The following is a 15793-nucleotide window of genomic DNA, read 5'->3' as shown; positions in this document are numbered from 1 at the left end:
CGCCGTGCTCGTCGGCCCCCGCACCCGCTTCGTCGCCACCACCCATGTGCACCACGTCTACGGCGTCGACATGAACGTGCACCGGATACGGCAGGTGGTCGGGCCCGAGGTGCCGATCTGCCTGGACGCCGCGCAGAGCATCGGGCACCTGCCGGTCTCGGTGGCCGAACTCGACGTCGACTTCGTGGTGTTCTCCGGCCACAAGACGATGGCGCTGCCCGGTTCCGGCGCCGTCTGGTCCCGTGGCCGGCGGGGACCGGACTTCCGGCCCAGCGGGTGGAGCGGCACGCCCAACACGGTCGGCGTCGCCGGGCTGGCGGCGGCACTCGACTGGCTGGACGCCGCCGGAACCGAGCGGATCGAACGCTGGACCGTGGCGCTGACGTCCCTGTTGACCGACGGTCTGGACCGGATGGACGCCTACGAGGTCCTCGGCTGCCGACAGAGCCTCGCCGCCGGCTCCGAAATACAGCGGCGCCGCAGCCTCGTCACCTTCCGGCACCGCGCGATCAGCTCCCAGGATCTCGGCTTCATCCTCTTCAGCCACGGGTTCATGGTGCGGACCGACGGCCACTGCCAGGCAGGCCGTGACGCGGAGGACGGCTCGGTGCGGGTGAGCCTGCACGTCCACAACACCCCTGAAGAGATGCAAGAACTGCTCACCGTTCTCGCCACTCTGCAATGATTTCCATTAACAGAGTCGGATTCCGGAGACGGAGGCGGTACGACCGGCATGGGCGTGAGCACAACGACGGCGGCGCGATGGGTGGAGCGCTGGGAACGCCAGCAGCAGCTGTACGCGGTCGACCGTGAGGAACGGTTCGACGTCATCGCAGACCTGGTCGAACATGTGACAACCGGCCGCCCCACTCCACTCGTCCTCGACCTGGGAAGCGGCCCCGGCTGCCTGGCGGCGCGGCTCGCCACCCGCCTGCCGACCGCCGAGGTGCTCGCCGTCGACGCGGATCCACTCCTCCTGGAACTCGGCAGCGCCCACTACGGCAGCACCCTGCGCTACGTCAGAACCCTGATCGGCGAGCCGGGCTGGCTCGACGCCCTCGCCCTGGATCGACCCGCGGACGCCGTGGTGTCGACCACTGCCCTGCACTACCTCGGCACGGAAACCCTGCGGAGCGTCTACCGGGAACTCGCCGGGCTGCTGCGCCCCGGCGGCATCCTGATCAACGGCGACCACATCAGCCCGGACTCGACGAAGGTGTCCGAGCTCGCGAGCGACATCGGACGCCGCCGAACCGAACGCGCTGCCACATCCCCCGGCGAGGACTGGGAATCCTGGTGGTCGAGCGCAGCCACCGACCCGGAACTGGCCCCGCTCGTCTCCCGCAGCGGCGACGACGGACGCCCCCGGTGCGAGGGCAACGACCTGACCCTGTCCGGTCATGTCACCCTCCTGCGCGATGCGGGATTCGACCACGTCGGAGCCGTCTGGCAAGTGGGCCCCAGCCACGTCCTGGCCGCCGTCCGCTGAATTCCGGAACGGCGGGCACGTCCGCGATTCAAGCCGGGACCAGGGCGTCACCGGACGGCAGGGCTCATCCGGATCCCGGGCGTGGTCACGCAGCACGCCCGCCGGCCGGCTCAATGCCGTCGGCATCCGCCCCCGCTCGGCCGGAACACCGCCCTGACGGACACTCCGAGATGCCGGACCTCGTCGAACCGTCGGCGTGTTCCCTCATGAGCCACAGATGCAGCCCCACCGGTGAGCGGATCCCTAAAGAGACGGTTACTTCGGATTCTCGTCATTCATCTGCGGCGGCGTGTGGTCGCCGTGCGGGGCGGCTTCCTCGCTTATCTTCGGCCTCGACATCCGACATCCGGAGTAAAAATGCCAAAAGCGGATGAAATGCTTGACGTGAGGGGCGGAGTGGCGACCGCGCCCGCCGCGCTACCCGGGCGACGTACCGTCCCGTGGCCGTGGGCCGTAGGCGTTGTCATGGTCGCCGTGGCGTCCGCCCTCGTGCTCGCCGGCACCCAGTGGCTGAACAGCCCCGCCGTCTCGGCCTGGCGCACCGTCTTTCTGGCCATCACCGTCCAGGCGCTGCCGTTCCTCCTGCTCGGCACGGTCCTGTCAGGGGCGATCAACGCCTTTGTACCAGCGGACCTGTTCACCAGGATCCTGCCCAGACGCCCGGCGCTCGCCGTCCCGGTGGCCGGTGCCGCCGGGGTCGTCCTGCCGGGCTGCGAGTGCGCCTCGGTCCCCGTCGCGAACAGCCTGATCCGTCGCGGCGTCACCCCGGCCGCGGCCTTCGCCTTCCTCCTCTCGGCGCCCGCGATCAACCCCGTCGTGCTCACCGCCACGGCGGTCGCCTTTCCCGGCAGTCCAGCCATGGTCGTGGCCCGCCTGCTCGCCTCGCTCGCCACCGCCGCCGCCATGGGCTGGCTGTGGCTCTGGCTGGGGCGGGAGGAGTGGCTGCGGCCCACCGTCCGCCACACCGGCCACCAGCCGGGTCACCACCGCTGGACGGAGTTCCGCCGTGGCTTCCAGCACGACTTCCTGCACGCGGGCGGCTTCCTGGTGCTCGGTGCGATGGCGGCGGCCACCTTCAACGTGACCGTGCCCCGTACCGTCCTCGACACCTTCTCCGGCTCACCCTGGCTGTCCGTCCTCTTCCTGACGGCGCTCGCCGTGCTGCTCGCGGTCTGCTCGGAGGCCGACGCCTTCGTCGCCGCCTCCCTCAGCGGCTTCTCGCCCACCGCCCGGCTGGCCTTCCTGGTGGTGGGCCCGATGGTCGACCTGAAACTGATCGCCCTCCAGGCCGGCACCTTCGGCCGGGCGTTCGCGCTCCGCTTCTCCACCGCGACCACGGTCGTGGCCGTGGCCGTCAGCGTCCTGATCGGAGGCGTACTGCTGTGAAGCGCCCGGTCCAAGTCCTGCTGCTGGCCCTGACCGGCCTGGGTCTGCTGCACGCCGCCCTCTTCACCGACCTCTACCTGCGCTACGTCAAAGAGGGCCTGCGTCCGCTGCTGATCGCATCCGGCGTACTCCTGCTACTGCTCGCCCTGGCGGGCGCGGCCCTGGACCGGAACGATCACGACCACGATCACGGCCATGGAGGCGCGCACGGCCACGACCACTCCACCGCCCCGCGCGTCGCCTGGCTGCTGTTCCTCCCCGCGCTCAGCCTCCTCCTCTACGCCCCGCCCGCCCTCGGCGCCTACTCGGCCTCGCGTGCCACCGGCAAGGTGGTGAAGAAGCAGAAGGAGTTCGACCCACTGCCCGCTGCGGCCTCGCCCCTGCCCATGACACTCAGCGAATTCACCGCCCGGGTCCAGCAGGACCGCAAGCTGAGCATCAAGGGCCGTACCGTCCGGATGACCGGCTTCGTCACCCCGGCCGACCAGGACGGCGGCTGGTATCTGACCCGGATCATCTTCACCTGCTGCGCGGCGGACGCCCAGTCGGTCAAGGTCCGGATGTACGGCACCGACGCCCTCCCCGCGAACACCTGGGTAGCCGTCACCGGAACCTGGCATCCCCAGGGCAGACTCGGCACGAGGTCCGCGGCCGCAGCTCTCGACGTGCGACGCGCCGAGCAGGTCCCCCAACCGGTCAACGCCTTTACGGACGACCTGCCACTCACGCCTTCCTAGCGGCTCTCGTGGTGAACACATCAGTCACCGAACAAGCTGTCCTGTACGTACTGCACGACAGTCGTGGGGAGGCGTTGAGCGTTGACCTGCCATGTGCGGTGTTCCTCACGACCGTTGGGGTGGCCCGCACGGGTGTTCCTGGCCGCAGGGTTCGGGGCCGACTCCAGCCCGTGGCCGGCCAGTTCGTGACAGATCCGGCTGGCACCCCACCGGGGATGCCGGCGACGTAGCTCGCAGATCTCGGCGTCTTCCGAGGCCAGGGGGCAGCGCGTACCGGTGGGCACCATGGCGCGAAGCTCGTCGGCGTCGCGCGGCTGGCGGGCGTCTCCACGGGGACGGTCTCCAACGTCCTCAACCGACCCGACCGTGTCGCCGAGGCCACCCGAGTGCGGGTCGAGAAGGCCATCGCCGACCTCGGATTCGTACGGGGCGGCACGGTGTCGGAGCACGCAGCCCACTGGCGCAGGAACCGCTTCGCCACCTGGCTGTTCACCCCGGCGGCCTCCGGCTGGTATCCGAAGAAGGCACCACAGGAGGCCCGCCCCGTGCCCATCCTGGGCGAGCCGTGGCCTGGCGTCCTTGCACGAGGGCGGGGCGCCACCGATCGCGCCGATGCATGCTGGCTCCCGATCGCCAAGGGCCTCACACCCCACGGCCTCCGTCACACCCACCGGACGATGATGGAGGACCTGGGCACCGAGAAGGTGCTCATGGACGAGCGCATGGGCCACCTCGACGGCTTGGTCTCCGCGCGCTACGCCCACGTCACCCCCGGCATGCGAGAACGCCTTAAGCTCGGCCTGACCCAGCAGTGGGAGGCAGCACTCGACGCTCGCCTGGCCCTGTGCCCGAGGTCACCTGTGCGCGTGCTCAATGACCTCCTGCGTGCACGCGCGGCCGCCCTCCGGTAGCCCCACGGTGCCCCACAACAATGTTGTGGGGCACCGACGAGTCTGTCGCCGACGGCCCCAGGCCGGGAAGCTCCCCGCCCAGCGCATGCGATGTGCTGAACGGTTTGACCGGTCGCGGTGATGTGCACCGCCTATCGTCGGTCGCGTGAGTGACTTCAGCCCTGGTGCCCCGCTGTGCAAGCTGCTCTTCGGTCGTGCGACGAGCTGTGCATACCCCGATTGCTCAGAGCCCTTGGTCGAGGAGCATCGAGGACTGCTGAGCATCAACGTGGAGGTGGCTCATATCCGCGCGGAGAAGGCTGGAGGGCCGCGGTTCGATGTGAACTTTACTGAGGTCAACAGTGAGCCGAACTTGGTGCTTCTGTGTCACAAGCATCACAAGTGGGTGGATCGCCACCCGGACGCCTACCCCACGGAAGAACTGCTGACCTGGAAGGAATGTCAGGCTGTCCAGAGCCGTGGTGGCGGCCTGAGCGCAGACCAACTCGATCAGGTCGTAAAGGCGTTCACGACGCCGAAGGCTGAGGCGGAAGCGGTCGGCATTATCAGCGCCGGAGGCGAGAATATCGTATCCAAGATCGAATACCTCGCGGAGTTCAAGCTGCTGAACGCCGACACTGAAGCGCGCTACCTCGGCGTGCGCATCACCAACGTGGGAGCGATCGGATTCGGGGTCGATGCCGTCGGCTATGAGATCGATATCCACGGGCCAGCCCCGCTGGTCTATGGATTTCCCGCCGAGCACATCCGCCACCGGCCGCCAAGGCGACTGGAGCCGCAGGCGAACACGGTCTGGCTCATCGACCCTGATGTGCTTTGCAACGGCATCCGACTCGTGATGCAGACGGTGAGGGTATACGTCCCTGTGCGGTTCCGTGCGTTCTGCCACCTCGGATCCGGAGGTCGAGTGCTCGGGCCGTGGGTGTCCGCGCTGCACCTCCCCATCTGGAAGGACCACATCTCTCAGGAGTGGCTGGACGGCTTCGCGGAGCGAGCGGAGCAGACGCGCGCGAAACTTCGACCAGAACAGTGATTTCGCAGATCTGTTCCAACCAGAGCTGACCGTCACCACCCGGGACCCCGGTACCGGCAGCAGCAGCCCGGTGAGGGCGAAGCGGCCGAGGCGGTTGGCGTCGAGTAATAGTTCGACTTTCGGAATCTTGGGCCTGATCCACTTAGCAGATCAGACCCCTGACCTGGCACTTTATTGTCGGGAACCCACGACGTCTTCGTCCGACGAGTGCGAGCGCGGGGACGCCCGAGCGCCGGGGGCGTTGACTGGTGCGCCGGCGGCAGCAGCCGCCAAGGCAGCACGGCGCCCGGTGGTGTACGACCTGTTAGTTCTCCGCACTGCGCTGACCTGCCCCCGGCATTCGGATGTGGCGCCACACATGCGCGTAGCTGCGGTGCACCGCGCGCATCCAGGAAGGGACAGAGTTCCAGTCGGCGGCCACCTCGCGCTCGCCCCAAGCCACCTGCATGATCCGACGATCACCGGCGAAGTCCTCGACAAGATCGCGGCGCAGGAAGAGCAGGTGGCCGCGCCAGGGCTTGTCCGCGCGGAAGACTGCGGAGGCGCGCTGGCCATCCAGGCCCACGAGGTCGACCGTGCCGGGCAGTTGACGCAGACCGAACTTGGCAGCGAACTCGAACGACGGCACGTCGTAGCCCCTGCCGAGCCCGATCGCCGAAGTACTGTCGGGGGAGAAGTCCACGGCGACCTGGCCGAACCCGATGCCGTCGTCCTGCCAGTCGCCACGCAGCGCTCGGTGCGGGAAGACGCCCGAGGCATCGTCGTCGAACGTCAGATCGAACCGGGGACTCCAAGGCATCTCAGCGGCCAGCACGTCGCGGACCATCGGCAGCGGAGGGAAGAAATGGTTTCCCGGATACTGGCGCTCGCTGGCGAGCTGCCGAGCTGGTTCCACGTCCTCCGGCTTCAGCAGGAGGGTGCGGAAGAACCCGAACACCGTCCGCCCGTCGTGGCGGTGGTCCAGATATCCCTCGACCAGAAGCCAGCCGTCGTCCACTCCGTGGATCTCCTCGGGTGACCACAGATGGTCCGGGACGGCCACTGTCCCCGAGGTGAGCCAGGTCTGGTCATCGGTGGGCTCCACGGGTGCCCACATCGGAAGAGGCATGGGTGCTACCGGGGGCCTGTCGGGGAAGGTCGGGTCGATGTCGGGCATCAAGCGTTCTGCGTCCCCGAGGGGCGCTGGTGCGCGGCCATCGTCCACGAGGCGGCCGACCATTTCGTGGTAGGCGATCCAGCCGTACTTCTTGCCGTACCGTTCCACCCTCCTTTTGGTGCCGTAAGGCCGCTCGGCGTCCGCGGCAATGGACTGGTCGACGATGCCGAATACCTTCTCGCGCCAGCCCAGTTCCCAGACCCGAGCCATTACCTCGGCGCGGGCCCTGCGGTAGTCGGGGTGGTTGAAGTCGTAGTTGTCCCTGCCGTTGATGGCGGCCCCGATGATGTAGTTCTCGAAGTCGATGCCGAAGGTACGGTCGCATTCGTCGGCGTTGGGGTCGTCGTCCTCCATCACCTCAGCGGGCGCCACGGCGGCGAACCTCGGCGCGAAGGCATCGACACCGTCCGGGACGGCGGCGGGGTGGAGAGCGCCAGCGAATTCATAGGTGACCCGTACGTAGCCGCGCAGTTGCTCGTGCGAGGTGGGTGTGTTCCCGCCGTCCAGGAAGCGGACGCGCAGCTGCATCAGCCAGTCCCGCAGCGCGCGTTCGAGTGGTCCGCCAGGATCGGGCATTTGGTGGGTGCCAGCGGCCCCGAACGCTGCGGCGACGATGCGTTCGACGACGTAAGGGTCGTCGACGTCGAGCATCCGGGCGGCGAGGTCGAACAGCCGCTTGGGTTCTGGCCGGCCGTAGCGCTGGAGGGCTTTCGTCGCCAGGTCCCGCAGGCTTGTGTCCGTGGAAGTCAGTAGCCAGGCGATGGCCAGCGCGTCAAGGTCGTCGCTCTCGGCGCGATTGCTGCTTCCGGACCACCTGTCGATCGCTCGTTCCAGGTCTGCCGTCAGCCGGCCTGGAGCCTGGCCTCGAGCCCATTCGGTCCAGCGCAGGTCACGTTTGGGAAGGGGCAACTGGCGCAGGACGCGGTCAAGGAATGCGGCATTCAGGCGGTGCGGAGCGGACTTGCGGATCTCCCACAGACGGCCGAACGCTGGTCTGCCCTTCCTCTTGCCGGGATGCGCGGTAACGAGCGCGGTTGTGAGCGCGTCGACGGTCTCGTTGTCGAGGAAGTCCGACTCGGTGGTGAGTTCCTGGGCGAGCACCAACGAACGGTGCTCATCAGGGGCGACGCGCCACAGGTGGTGCCGGGTGAAGCGGCGTGGCAGCAGTGAGGTGAGACCGATGAGGATGTCCTCGCCGAGGGGGTGCGCTTGGTCGCCCAGGAGGGACTGCCAGAGAGCCGCCTCTGCGAGCTGCTCGTTGACGTCCGCGGGGGGAATGCGCACCAGAATCGCGTCGGCGATCAAGTATCCGGCGAGGCGGTCAAAAACGAAGCCGCACTCAGCGTCGTCGGAACCCCTGATCTCCTCGCGGAAGATCACTCCCTCCTCTACCAGGCGCCGGAACAGGCTTTCGTCCCAGTTCGGCTGGTCAGCGTCGAGGATGCTTCGCGCTTCGTCGAACGGAAGCCGACGGACGTTGTGCGTCCACATGTGCCTCGCCAGAGCCGTGAGGCGGCGCTGGATCTGGTCGGCCGGGACCGGGATGCGGGCCGGATCCTGGGCCAGCCGCTGTACCACGCCCTCGCGGTACAACTCGAAGACGCCGATGAGAGACTGAGGCAGCGCCTCCACGCCCACCGGCACTCGGCGGTCGTGGTTTGCGGCATCGCAGTATATGCGGACGAAGAGCGGGTTGTGGAACTCTCCCATCGGTAGCCAGGCGTCGGCCGGGTTGATCAGGTAGTGACGGAAGTAGACGCGGAGGATGTCGTCGACTTCCGCGCGCTGCCACTCCAGTTCCAGGGGAACCGTGTTCTTCGGGAGGGCCTGATCGGCGAGCGCCTCGCGGAGGGTGACGATCACCGCCACGTGAGGGTAGGCGCCCAGGGCAGGTGCCAATCCGGCGAGCAGTGTCCTCCACTCCGAGGGCCGTTCGGCCTCGTTCAGGCCGTCGATGATCAACGGAATCCGGCAGCCGGCGCGGTTACCGGCTGAGTTGAGAGCTTCCAGTAGGTCCTCGAAGTAGTCGACCTTAAGTCCGGGGATCCTTCGCGCGAGGTCGTCGAGGGTTCCGCCGGCGCGCAGGTTCCCGCCCTGGATGAAGATCCTGCCGTGGGCTGGTCGTTCGGTGAGGTCATCTGCGCGGCAAGGTGCGTCTTGCCCTGTCCCGCGGCGGCGATGACGGCGAGCAGGGGGGCTTCGGTGTCCGCCCGTGTGTCGTGCAGCCACTGGACGATGTCGCGGATCTCCGCGCCGAGACCGGTGACCAGCAGCGCCTCGGGCAGGCGACGCTGCCTCAGTTTGAGCACCAGGCGTCGCAGCGTTCGGGGAGAGGTTGCGGGCGGCTGCTGTTCGGCGAGGCGCTCGCGGACCTCCCAGGGCCGGAGGCCGCTTCCGGCGTCAAGGACCTCCCGCAGGTCGTCGACGAACCGGTCCAGGTCGTCGGCAATCTCTACGGCGTCTTGGCGGAAGGTGTTGTCGAGGCCGTCGATGGCTGCGCGCAGTGCCTGGATCCGGGCTGCGATGTCGTCGGTGCGCTGCTGCAGCCACTCGAACGACGCCGGGCGCAGCAAGGCCCGGTCGATGCGATGCTCCACGTGGTGGGAGGTGTGCAGCCGTGGCGTCCACCGTGCCTCGATGGGTGCAACAGATCGCTTGTGGGCTTGAGCCAGTACGTCTGCGGTGAGGGCGAGTTCACCGAAGAAGGTGGAGCGGAGCTCGTCGTGTCCCGCGAGCTGGTCGTCGTAGTTCTCGGTGGACCAGAGTTTGACGTTGACCCCCTGCTGACCGAGTCCGTTGATCCATTCCTCGTCCCCTTTGGCGGGCCGCTCTGGAAGGCAGAGCACAAAGTCGGTCAGCCCTACGACGTGCTCGATCGCCTTGGAGAGCGAGTCCTCGATCTGCTTGCGCTGGCCTGCGCTGAGCTCATTCTTGCTGTTGAGGATGAACCACTTGCACGACCAACCCCAGACGCGGCCGGGGTCGCCGAGAGCACCGGCGTGGTCGACGTGCAGGTAGAACTCGACGCCGGGCTGGTTGCGGCGTTCCCGCATCGTGCCCACCGCGCCGTAGCGGCGGGAGACGATGGCCCGTGTGAGCGCTTCGAAGTTCCGGTCGGCGGCGCCGGGCAGACGTTCCAGATCAGTCAGATCCACTGTCGCTCCGAGTACTTGCATCCGACCGAGTGATCGTGTCCTCGTCCCATTCGTGACGGGAGAAGATCTCGACTTTCGCGCCGTAGTGGAGAAGTGCCTTCAGGAATCCCTGGACGTCGGACTCGTCGGTCCAGATCCGGACTGTCTCTCCGGTGCGGGTGACGGTGTGGTCAAGGGCGAAGACGTCGACGTCGTACCTCCCCATGTCGTACAACTTCATTTCGGCGAGTGCTTCGCCCAGTTCGCGAGGCATGCGCTCGCCAGGGCTCTGCCAGTCGTCATCGGACCACGCGTCCTCGGCAAGAGCCTTGAGAGCCTCCATGCGCTCCTCCGCTGCCTTGGCACCGGTGACCGTCTGAAACCGGCCGATCAAGACCAGGTCCATCGAGTGCTCCGAGCCGTAGCCGTTCCAGATCCTCATCGTGCCTCCCTCAACGCCTGCACGGCTTCCATGATGGAGCCCCCGACTGACAATCCCGTGGGCGCATAGGCGTGAGGGCGCAGGACGCCGGTCGCGTCGACATGCATGTGCGCGTCGAGGAGGCGCTCGCCTGGGACGGCCTCCGCCGTGGGCAGCGTGGCTTCGAGGCCGGTACGGGAGATCGCGAGCCGAACCCCGTTCCTGGCGGCCGCGGCCCACTCGACGAGGCGCTGAGCGTCGGCGTCGCTGATACCGGGAGTTGCCGCGGTCGGCTGCTCCGGAAGAAGCAGGAGTTCGGACGCGCCGACCTCGTCCGCGAACTCTGCGAGGTCATCCAGTTCGCCGACCGTGTCGGCATTGATGACAGCGTTGATGCCGAACGGGGCGAGAGAGCCGAGCAACCCGGCCGCCTGGACCACGGCCGCGAACGGCCGGCCGCGGAGCCGCTCGTAAGTGGCTCCGACCCCGTCGACTGACAGACGGACAAAGTGCACGGCCCCACACAGGGATTCGACGAGTTCGGATGTGAGCCGGTGCCCATGGGTCGTGAAAGTCACCGCCATAGACGTGGACTGGGCTATGTCCCAACACAGTTGGGCGAACCTTCGGTACGCGGTCGGTTCCCCTCCTCCGAAGCCGACACCGAGGCACCCGGCAGCATCGAGTTCGACCGCCCATGCCAGCACACGCTCCCTGTCGAGCGCGGCGGCGTGCTTGGGCGCGTAGCAGTAGGCGCAGTGGAGCTCGCAGGCGTTGGTCAGCGCGACGGACAGGTACCGGGGAGCACGGGAGAATTGCTCAGCGGGAACAGGCACCTCGTCGAGCAGCACGTTCATCCCGGAGACACGATCAAACAGGTGAACACCAGCTGCGGACAGGCGAATCTTGCACGTCACCGACAGCATGATGCCACCGTTGCCCGTGATGCCGGGAGGGACCGTGCAAGGTCGTCGGTGCAGTGCCCGCAGCGGGGCGTCGGGACTGTTGTAACTGAGCCCGGCACTATGAGGGCGCCACGGCGACGACCAGCGTCAAGGTGGAGCGGCTGTAGGAATGACGGCTGGGGTTCCCGATGCGGTCGGCCCCGGGGACCGTGCCCTGCGTACTCACCCTTACAGATCGAACAGACTCTCCTGGAAATTCTCGACGACATCCCGTCGCGGGTAGAACAGGCCCAACAGCAGAAAAGTCTTGGGGCGGGCTGCGACGTTTCCGACGAAGCAGTGAACGGCCTTCTCCGGAGAGACCATCCGGTCGAACCAGCGCTCGCGGAGCCCCTCCTCCACGTCGTCCTTCCCGTACTGGCGAAGGAACTTGCGGTACGACTCGCCCGCCTCCCAGTCCCTCAGCCCCATATCGTGGCCGCCGCACCCCTGATCCGCACATCGGAAGCTGTACCGGAACTCAAGTGGCACCCACTCCAGCTGGCGAAGGTCCTGCGCGAGGAGATCCAACTGATCGGCCAAGGCCGCCTTCGAAGCGGGCCAGGGCTCGGCAGGAGCGAAGCGGAAGCCAGTGAACTCCGCTGGACGGAAGACGCCGAGCGATGTGCCCCGCACCTCCTGGTCTCGCTTTATGGAGCACAGGGACGGCGCCACGAGAGGCCGAACATGCGAGAAGCGTTCTCGCCAGCCGTCCGCTGTCCCGAGGCGCTCGATCACCTTGAGGGTCTGCAGATTGGGGCGCAAGCTCTCGGGACGGCGGTCCTCATGGTGTCGCTGCACGTCGACCTCGACGATCGAGTACTTGGCGAACTGGCTTTCTTCGTTCAGCAGCCGGAACGGAACCGGGAAGAGCCGCACATGCTGGGGCGTCCCCTGGTCGAGCCGTATGCCAGCCACGCAGCTCGTCTCGTGGTACTTCGCGGACAGTTCCGGATAGGTCTTGACCGTGATCATGATCCGCGCGCGCTGCCATTTCCCCGATCCCATGGTTGCCCCCTCCACTGATCTCCCGATCTGATTGGAGGAGAGGCATGCGTCACCGGCAAGGGTGCGTACAGGAGCGACGGACGAAGTCAGGCCAGGGGAATGACGGGCACCGCGGCCCGTTTGCGGACCGTGTCCAGAACGACCTGCCGGTGGCAGCGGCTCTCGTCCTTCTCGAAGCACATGACCGCGACCCGGGACTGCCGGGCATGCTCCGCGAGGCGCTCAAGATCGGTTTGCGCCTCCTCGGACCGCAGCACCCCACGGAAGCGAGCCCGGCCCACGTCGAGTCGGCCGTCCCAGAACGGTGCCCGGTTGTCCTTGGGATTGCCCAGGCCACGCAGGTGCGTGTACTCGATGCCGGCCTCGGCGAGCGCCTGCCCGAGCCGAGTCTTGCTGAAGCCCTTCTTGCGGCTGATCGGCGTAAGCCGTACGTCCGCCACGACATCGATACGGCTGTCGAGGAGAGAGGCGACAAACGAATCGATGTCCCGGCCTTCGTACCCAGCAGACCAGAGGCCGGGAGCGACCTTGGTCTCCCGGAAGAGCTCATCGAGAGAGATCTCAAGTGCCTCGGCGACCGCTCCGACGGTCAAGAAACCTGGCTGGATCGCTCCCTCGCTCTCCAGACGGGCCAGCGTCCCTACGGCGATGCCGGCTTCCTTGGCGAGCCGCTTCCGCGACCACCCTCGACCCTCCCGCATCGCTCGCACGCGACGGGCGAGTGCTCGGGCGTGGTAGTGGGGACGCGCTGAGTGATGGCTTGCCATGTGTCGTGATCCTAAGGGCGGTTGAGGCGGGCGGGCATGGTGTTCCCGGCCGACTACGGGGCTGGATTCGCGAACGCGCAGGTCCGAGTGCCCTCAGCCTCCGCACTTCAGACGGCCTCACCAGTCGCCCCCTGGGAGAACCCGACCAAGATCTTCTCCCCGGTTTCTCCCAAACGATCTCCAGAAACCCGCCAGGGGCCTGATCCACTTGGTGGATCAGGCCCCTGACCTGGTGTTTTTCTGTCGGGGTGGCGGGATTTGAACCCACGACCTCTTCGTCCCGAACGAAGCGCGCTGCCAAGCTGCGCTACACCCCGGTGTCGCTGCTGTGGTGCTTGTCGCGGCGACGTCGTTTACTTTAGCCCACTGCTGGCCGGAGACGAAATCCGGTTTAGGGGCGGCGGCCGACGGGGTTCGGGCGGGTGTGGTCCAGGGCGACCAGCAGGAGGACTGCCAGGGCGTAGAAGGAGAGGCCCAGGAGGAGGGCGTTGGCGAGGGTGCTGCGGTATCCGTGCTGCTCGGCGTCCAGGAACGGGTAGAGGTAGCGCCCCGGGGTGCCGGGGAGGAGCAGGCCGGCCCGGACGAGGGTGTACGTCAGGTAGGTCAGGGGGTAGAGCATCCACCCCGCCGTCTGGCGGAGGTGGAGCCGTCCGGGCGGCGTGAGGACGAGCCAGTCCACGACGGCCGCCACCGGGGCCGCCGTATAGAGGAGCTGCAGGGCCAGCCACTGGCCGTGCCACGCCACCGGGGGGTGCGTCGCGCCCGTCATCGAGAACGGCGGGGTCGTGTGGCCCAGGAGCAGGTGGTAGACCAGGGACGAGATCACCACGTAGAGGAGAGCCGCCCCCGTCAGGGACGAGGGCAGCGGGCGGGCCGCCTGCCACGATCGGCGGGCCGAGGAGAGGCTGACCAGGGCCAGGAGCAGCGCCGCCTGGACGCCGAAGTAGCTCAGGATCCGGTCCGGGCTGCCCAGCAGCAGCTCCAGTGCCACGCCCGCCAACGCCAGCACGGCGGTCAGCAGGCGGAACACCGCGGTCGCGGGGCGGGGGAGGGGCGCCACCACCGCCGTCGCCGGAACGTGCGCGGGCATCAGTACGGGCGTGCTCGGGACCGCGGGGAGGTCCGGGATGTCCCTGGGGATCGGGGGTATCGGGGCCGTCATGCCCTCAACGGTGGAGGAGAGGGTCCATCCGGGCATTTTGTCGTACTCCGGGTGGGTTAGCCGGTCCGGAGTACGCCCCGGTTACTCCCGCCCCACCAGCGTCAGCAGCGTCGCCTCCGGGGGGCACGCGAAGCGCACCGGCGTGTAGCGGTTCGTGCCGCAGCCCGCCGAGACGTGCAGGTAGGAGGTGCGGCCCTCCGCCGTGTGCCGCGACAGTCCCTTCACCCGGTCGGTGTCCAGGTCGCAGTTGGTGACCAGGGCGCCGTAGAAGGGGACGCAGAGCTGGCCGCCGTGCGTGTGGCCGGCCAGCACCAGGGGGTAGTTGTCCGCCGTGAACGCGTCGAGGGCGCGGAGGTACGGGGCGTGTACGACGCCCATCGAGAAGTCCGCCGTACCGGACGGGCCGCCCGCCACCTGGACGTAGCGGTCGCGCTTGATGTGCGGGTCGTCCAGGCCGGTCAGCTCGACCGAGACCCCCTCGACCTTCAGGACGCCCCGGGTGTTCGTCAGGTTCAGCCAGCCCGCGCCGTCGAAGGCGTCCCGCAGGTCCTCCCACGGGTTGTGGATCACACCGACGGCCGGCGGGTTGCCGTTCAGGCCGTGCCTGCCGCTCGTCTTCTCCAGCAGGTAACGGGCGGGGTTGCGGGGGCGCGGCCCGTAGTAGTCGTTGGAGCCGAAGACGTACGCGCCCGGGAACTCCATCAGGGGGCCGAGCGCGTCCAGCACCTCGGGGACGCCCTCCGGGTCGGACAGGTTGTCCCCCGTGTTGATCACGAAGTCCGGGCGCAGGCCCGCCAGCGACTGCAGCCAGCGCTGCTTCTTGCGCTGGCCGCTCACCATGTGGATGTCGGAGACCTGGAGCACCCGCAGCGGGCGCACACCCGGCGGGAGGACCGGGACCGTGACCCGGCGCAGCCGGAACGAACGGACCTCGAAGCCGGCCGCGTACAACACACCTGCGGCGCCGAACGCCGCGATTCCCAGGGGTACTCCGTATCGAGCGCGCATATGACCATCGTGTCAGACGGATCCAGGGCCCCGAGACCGGCGGGTACCGAAATGGGCGGGCGTTCCGTGTGCGGCACCTGCGACAATCACATCCATGACCACCACGCTCAAGTCGAAGCTGCACGCCGACCTCAACGCCGCGATCAAGGGGCGCGACGAGCTCCGCTCGGCCACGCTCCGGATGACGCTCTCCGCGATCACCAACGAGGAGGTCGCCGGCAAGCAGAAGCGCGAGCTCTCCGACGACGAGGTGCTCAAGGTGATCGCCAAGGAGGCGAAGAAGCGCCGGGAGGCGGCCGAGGCCTTCGCGCAGGGTGGTCGTGCCGAGAGCGCCGAGCGGGAGAAGGCGGAGGGCGCGGTCCTCGCCGAGTACCTGCCGAAGCAGCTCAGTGACGAGGAGCTGGACGGGATCGTCGCCGAGGCCGTCGAGGAGGCGAAGGCGGCGGGTGCCGAGGGTCCGCGGGCCATGGGCGCCGTGATGAAGATCGTGAACCCGAAGGTGGCCGGGCTGGCCGAGGGCGGCCGCGTCGCCGCCTCGGTGAAGAAGCACCTGCAGGGCTGACCCCGGGAAGCTTCCCGCGGTACGGCGGCATGACGACGGTGGGGCCGCACCTCTGTGGAAGAGGTGCCGCGGGCC

At 68.0% G+C, this 15793-nt stretch carries 14 protein-coding genes, 1 tRNA gene and 1 pseudogene; 7 read left to right on the top strand and 9 right to left on the bottom strand.

The genetic code is table 11. The annotated features are described in order from the left end of the window. The 6 genes and pseudogenes from ABZ646_RS22090 to ABZ646_RS22065 form a co-directional block, all read left to right on the top strand. A partial coding sequence (locus tag ABZ646_RS22090; protein ID WP_360521397.1) for an aminotransferase class V-fold PLP-dependent enzyme occupies positions 1-685 on the top strand: 685 nt, incomplete at its 5' end. Between the two features lie 48 nt (positions 686-733). Continuing rightward, positions 734-1489 (top strand): class I SAM-dependent methyltransferase, encoded by a 756-nt coding sequence (locus tag ABZ646_RS22085; protein ID WP_360521394.1) that lies wholly within the window; start codon positions 734-736, stop codon positions 1487-1489. A 375-nt stretch (positions 1490-1864) separates the two neighbouring features. After that, positions 1865-2875, top strand: a complete 1011-nt coding sequence (locus tag ABZ646_RS22080) for a permease (RefSeq protein ID WP_360521391.1) — start codon at positions 1865-1867, stop codon at positions 2873-2875. Continuing rightward, positions 2872-3612 (top strand): TIGR03943 family protein, encoded by a 741-nt coding sequence (locus ABZ646_RS22075; protein ID WP_360521388.1) that lies wholly within the window; start codon positions 2872-2874, stop codon positions 3610-3612. The genes ABZ646_RS22080 and ABZ646_RS22075 overlap by 4 nt, the downstream gene beginning before the upstream one ends. A gap of 245 nt (positions 3613-3857) precedes the next feature. Beyond that, positions 3858-4523 (top strand): annotated as a pseudogene (locus tag ABZ646_RS22070) (LacI family DNA-binding transcriptional regulator); the annotation flags it as partial. Between the two features lie 145 nt (positions 4524-4668). After that, positions 4669-5556 (top strand): HNH endonuclease signature motif containing protein, encoded by an 888-nt coding sequence (locus tag ABZ646_RS22065; RefSeq protein ID WP_360521385.1) that lies wholly within the window; start codon positions 4669-4671, stop codon positions 5554-5556. 304 nt (positions 5557-5860) lie between these two features. Here the strand turns inward: ABZ646_RS22065 and ABZ646_RS22060 are convergent, their stop codons facing one another. From ABZ646_RS22060 to ABZ646_RS22020, 9 genes are all read right to left on the bottom strand, one after another. Further along, positions 5861-8674 (bottom strand): hypothetical protein, encoded by a 2814-nt coding sequence (locus tag ABZ646_RS22060; protein WP_360521382.1) that lies wholly within the window; start codon positions 8672-8674, stop codon positions 5861-5863. Then, positions 8671-9867, bottom strand: coding sequence for a hypothetical protein (locus ABZ646_RS22055; protein WP_360521379.1), 1197 nt, complete (start codon positions 9865-9867; stop codon positions 8671-8673). The genes ABZ646_RS22060 and ABZ646_RS22055 overlap by 4 nt, the downstream gene beginning before the upstream one ends. After that, complete coding sequence (locus ABZ646_RS22050; protein ID WP_193500733.1) at positions 9854-10288, bottom strand: DUF6375 family protein; 435 nt, start codon at positions 10286-10288, stop codon at positions 9854-9856. The genes ABZ646_RS22055 and ABZ646_RS22050 overlap by 14 nt, the downstream gene beginning before the upstream one ends. Further along, on the bottom strand, positions 10285-11124 hold the full coding sequence (locus ABZ646_RS22045) for a radical SAM protein (RefSeq protein ID WP_360521375.1): 840 nt from the start codon (positions 11122-11124) through the stop codon (positions 10285-10287). The genes ABZ646_RS22050 and ABZ646_RS22045 overlap by 4 nt, the downstream gene beginning before the upstream one ends. Positions 11125-11400: 276 nt before the next feature. Continuing rightward, the gene (locus ABZ646_RS22040) at positions 11401-12219 is read right to left on the bottom strand and encodes a hypothetical protein (protein WP_360521372.1); all 819 of its coding nucleotides are present in this window, start codon (positions 12217-12219) and stop codon (positions 11401-11403) included. 86 nt (positions 12220-12305) lie between these two features. Next, positions 12306-12986, bottom strand: coding sequence for a DUF488 family protein (locus ABZ646_RS22035; RefSeq protein ID WP_360521369.1), 681 nt, complete (start codon positions 12984-12986; stop codon positions 12306-12308). 243 nt (positions 12987-13229) lie between these two features. After that, positions 13230-13303: transfer RNA gene (locus tag ABZ646_RS22030), tRNA-Pro, on the bottom strand. 74 nt (positions 13304-13377) lie between these two features. Then, positions 13378-14148 carry a Pr6Pr family membrane protein gene (locus ABZ646_RS22025; protein ID WP_360521366.1) on the bottom strand — a complete coding sequence of 257 codons (771 nt, stop codon included), beginning with the start codon at positions 14146-14148 and terminating at the stop codon, positions 13378-13380. An 81-nt stretch (positions 14149-14229) separates the two neighbouring features. After that, positions 14230-15156, bottom strand: a complete 927-nt coding sequence (locus ABZ646_RS22020; protein ID WP_360521363.1) for a metallophosphoesterase — start codon at positions 15154-15156, stop codon at positions 14230-14232. 94 nt (positions 15157-15250) lie between these two features. Here ABZ646_RS22020 and ABZ646_RS22015 point away from each other — a divergent pair, with 94 nt between their 5' ends. Beyond that, complete coding sequence (locus ABZ646_RS22015) at positions 15251-15718, top strand: GatB/YqeY domain-containing protein (protein WP_360521360.1); 468 nt, start codon at positions 15251-15253, stop codon at positions 15716-15718. The last annotated feature ends 75 nt before the right edge of the window (positions 15719-15793 follow it).

The sequence above is a fragment of the Streptomyces sp. NPDC007162 genome (assembly GCF_040634175.1).
GTDB lineage: Bacteria > Actinomycetota > Actinomycetes > Streptomycetales > Streptomycetaceae > Streptomyces.
Note: the sequence above shows the minus strand (reverse complement) of the source record. Positions and strands in the feature narration are given on the sequence as shown.

Bases quoted from the DNA above. Each gene is read 5' to 3' on its own strand.
- ABZ646_RS22085 (WP_360521394.1), top strand. From the start codon at position 734: ATGGGCGTGAGCACAACGACGGCGGCGCGATGGGTGGAGCGCTGGGAA.
- ABZ646_RS22050 (WP_193500733.1), bottom strand. From the start codon at position 10,288: ATGAGGATCTGGAACGGCTACGGCTCGGAGCACTCGATGGACCTGGTC.
- ABZ646_RS22080 (WP_360521391.1), top strand. From the start codon at position 1,865: ATGCTTGACGTGAGGGGCGGAGTGGCGACCGCGCCCGCCGCGCTACCC.
- ABZ646_RS22015 (WP_360521360.1), top strand. From the start codon at position 15,251: ATGACCACCACGCTCAAGTCGAAGCTGCACGCCGACCTCAACGCCGCG.
- ABZ646_RS22035 (WP_360521369.1), bottom strand. From the start codon at position 12,986: ATGGCAAGCCATCACTCAGCGCGTCCCCACTACCACGCCCGAGCACTC.
- ABZ646_RS22045 (WP_360521375.1), bottom strand. From the start codon at position 11,124: ATGAACGTGCTGCTCGACGAGGTGCCTGTTCCCGCTGAGCAATTCTCC.
- ABZ646_RS22020 (WP_360521363.1), bottom strand. From the start codon at position 15,156: ATGCGCGCTCGATACGGAGTACCCCTGGGAATCGCGGCGTTCGGCGCC.
- ABZ646_RS22040 (WP_360521372.1), bottom strand. From the start codon at position 12,219: ATGGGATCGGGGAAATGGCAGCGCGCGCGGATCATGATCACGGTCAAG.
- ABZ646_RS22025 (WP_360521366.1), bottom strand. From the start codon at position 14,148: ATGACGGCCCCGATACCCCCGATCCCCAGGGACATCCCGGACCTCCCC.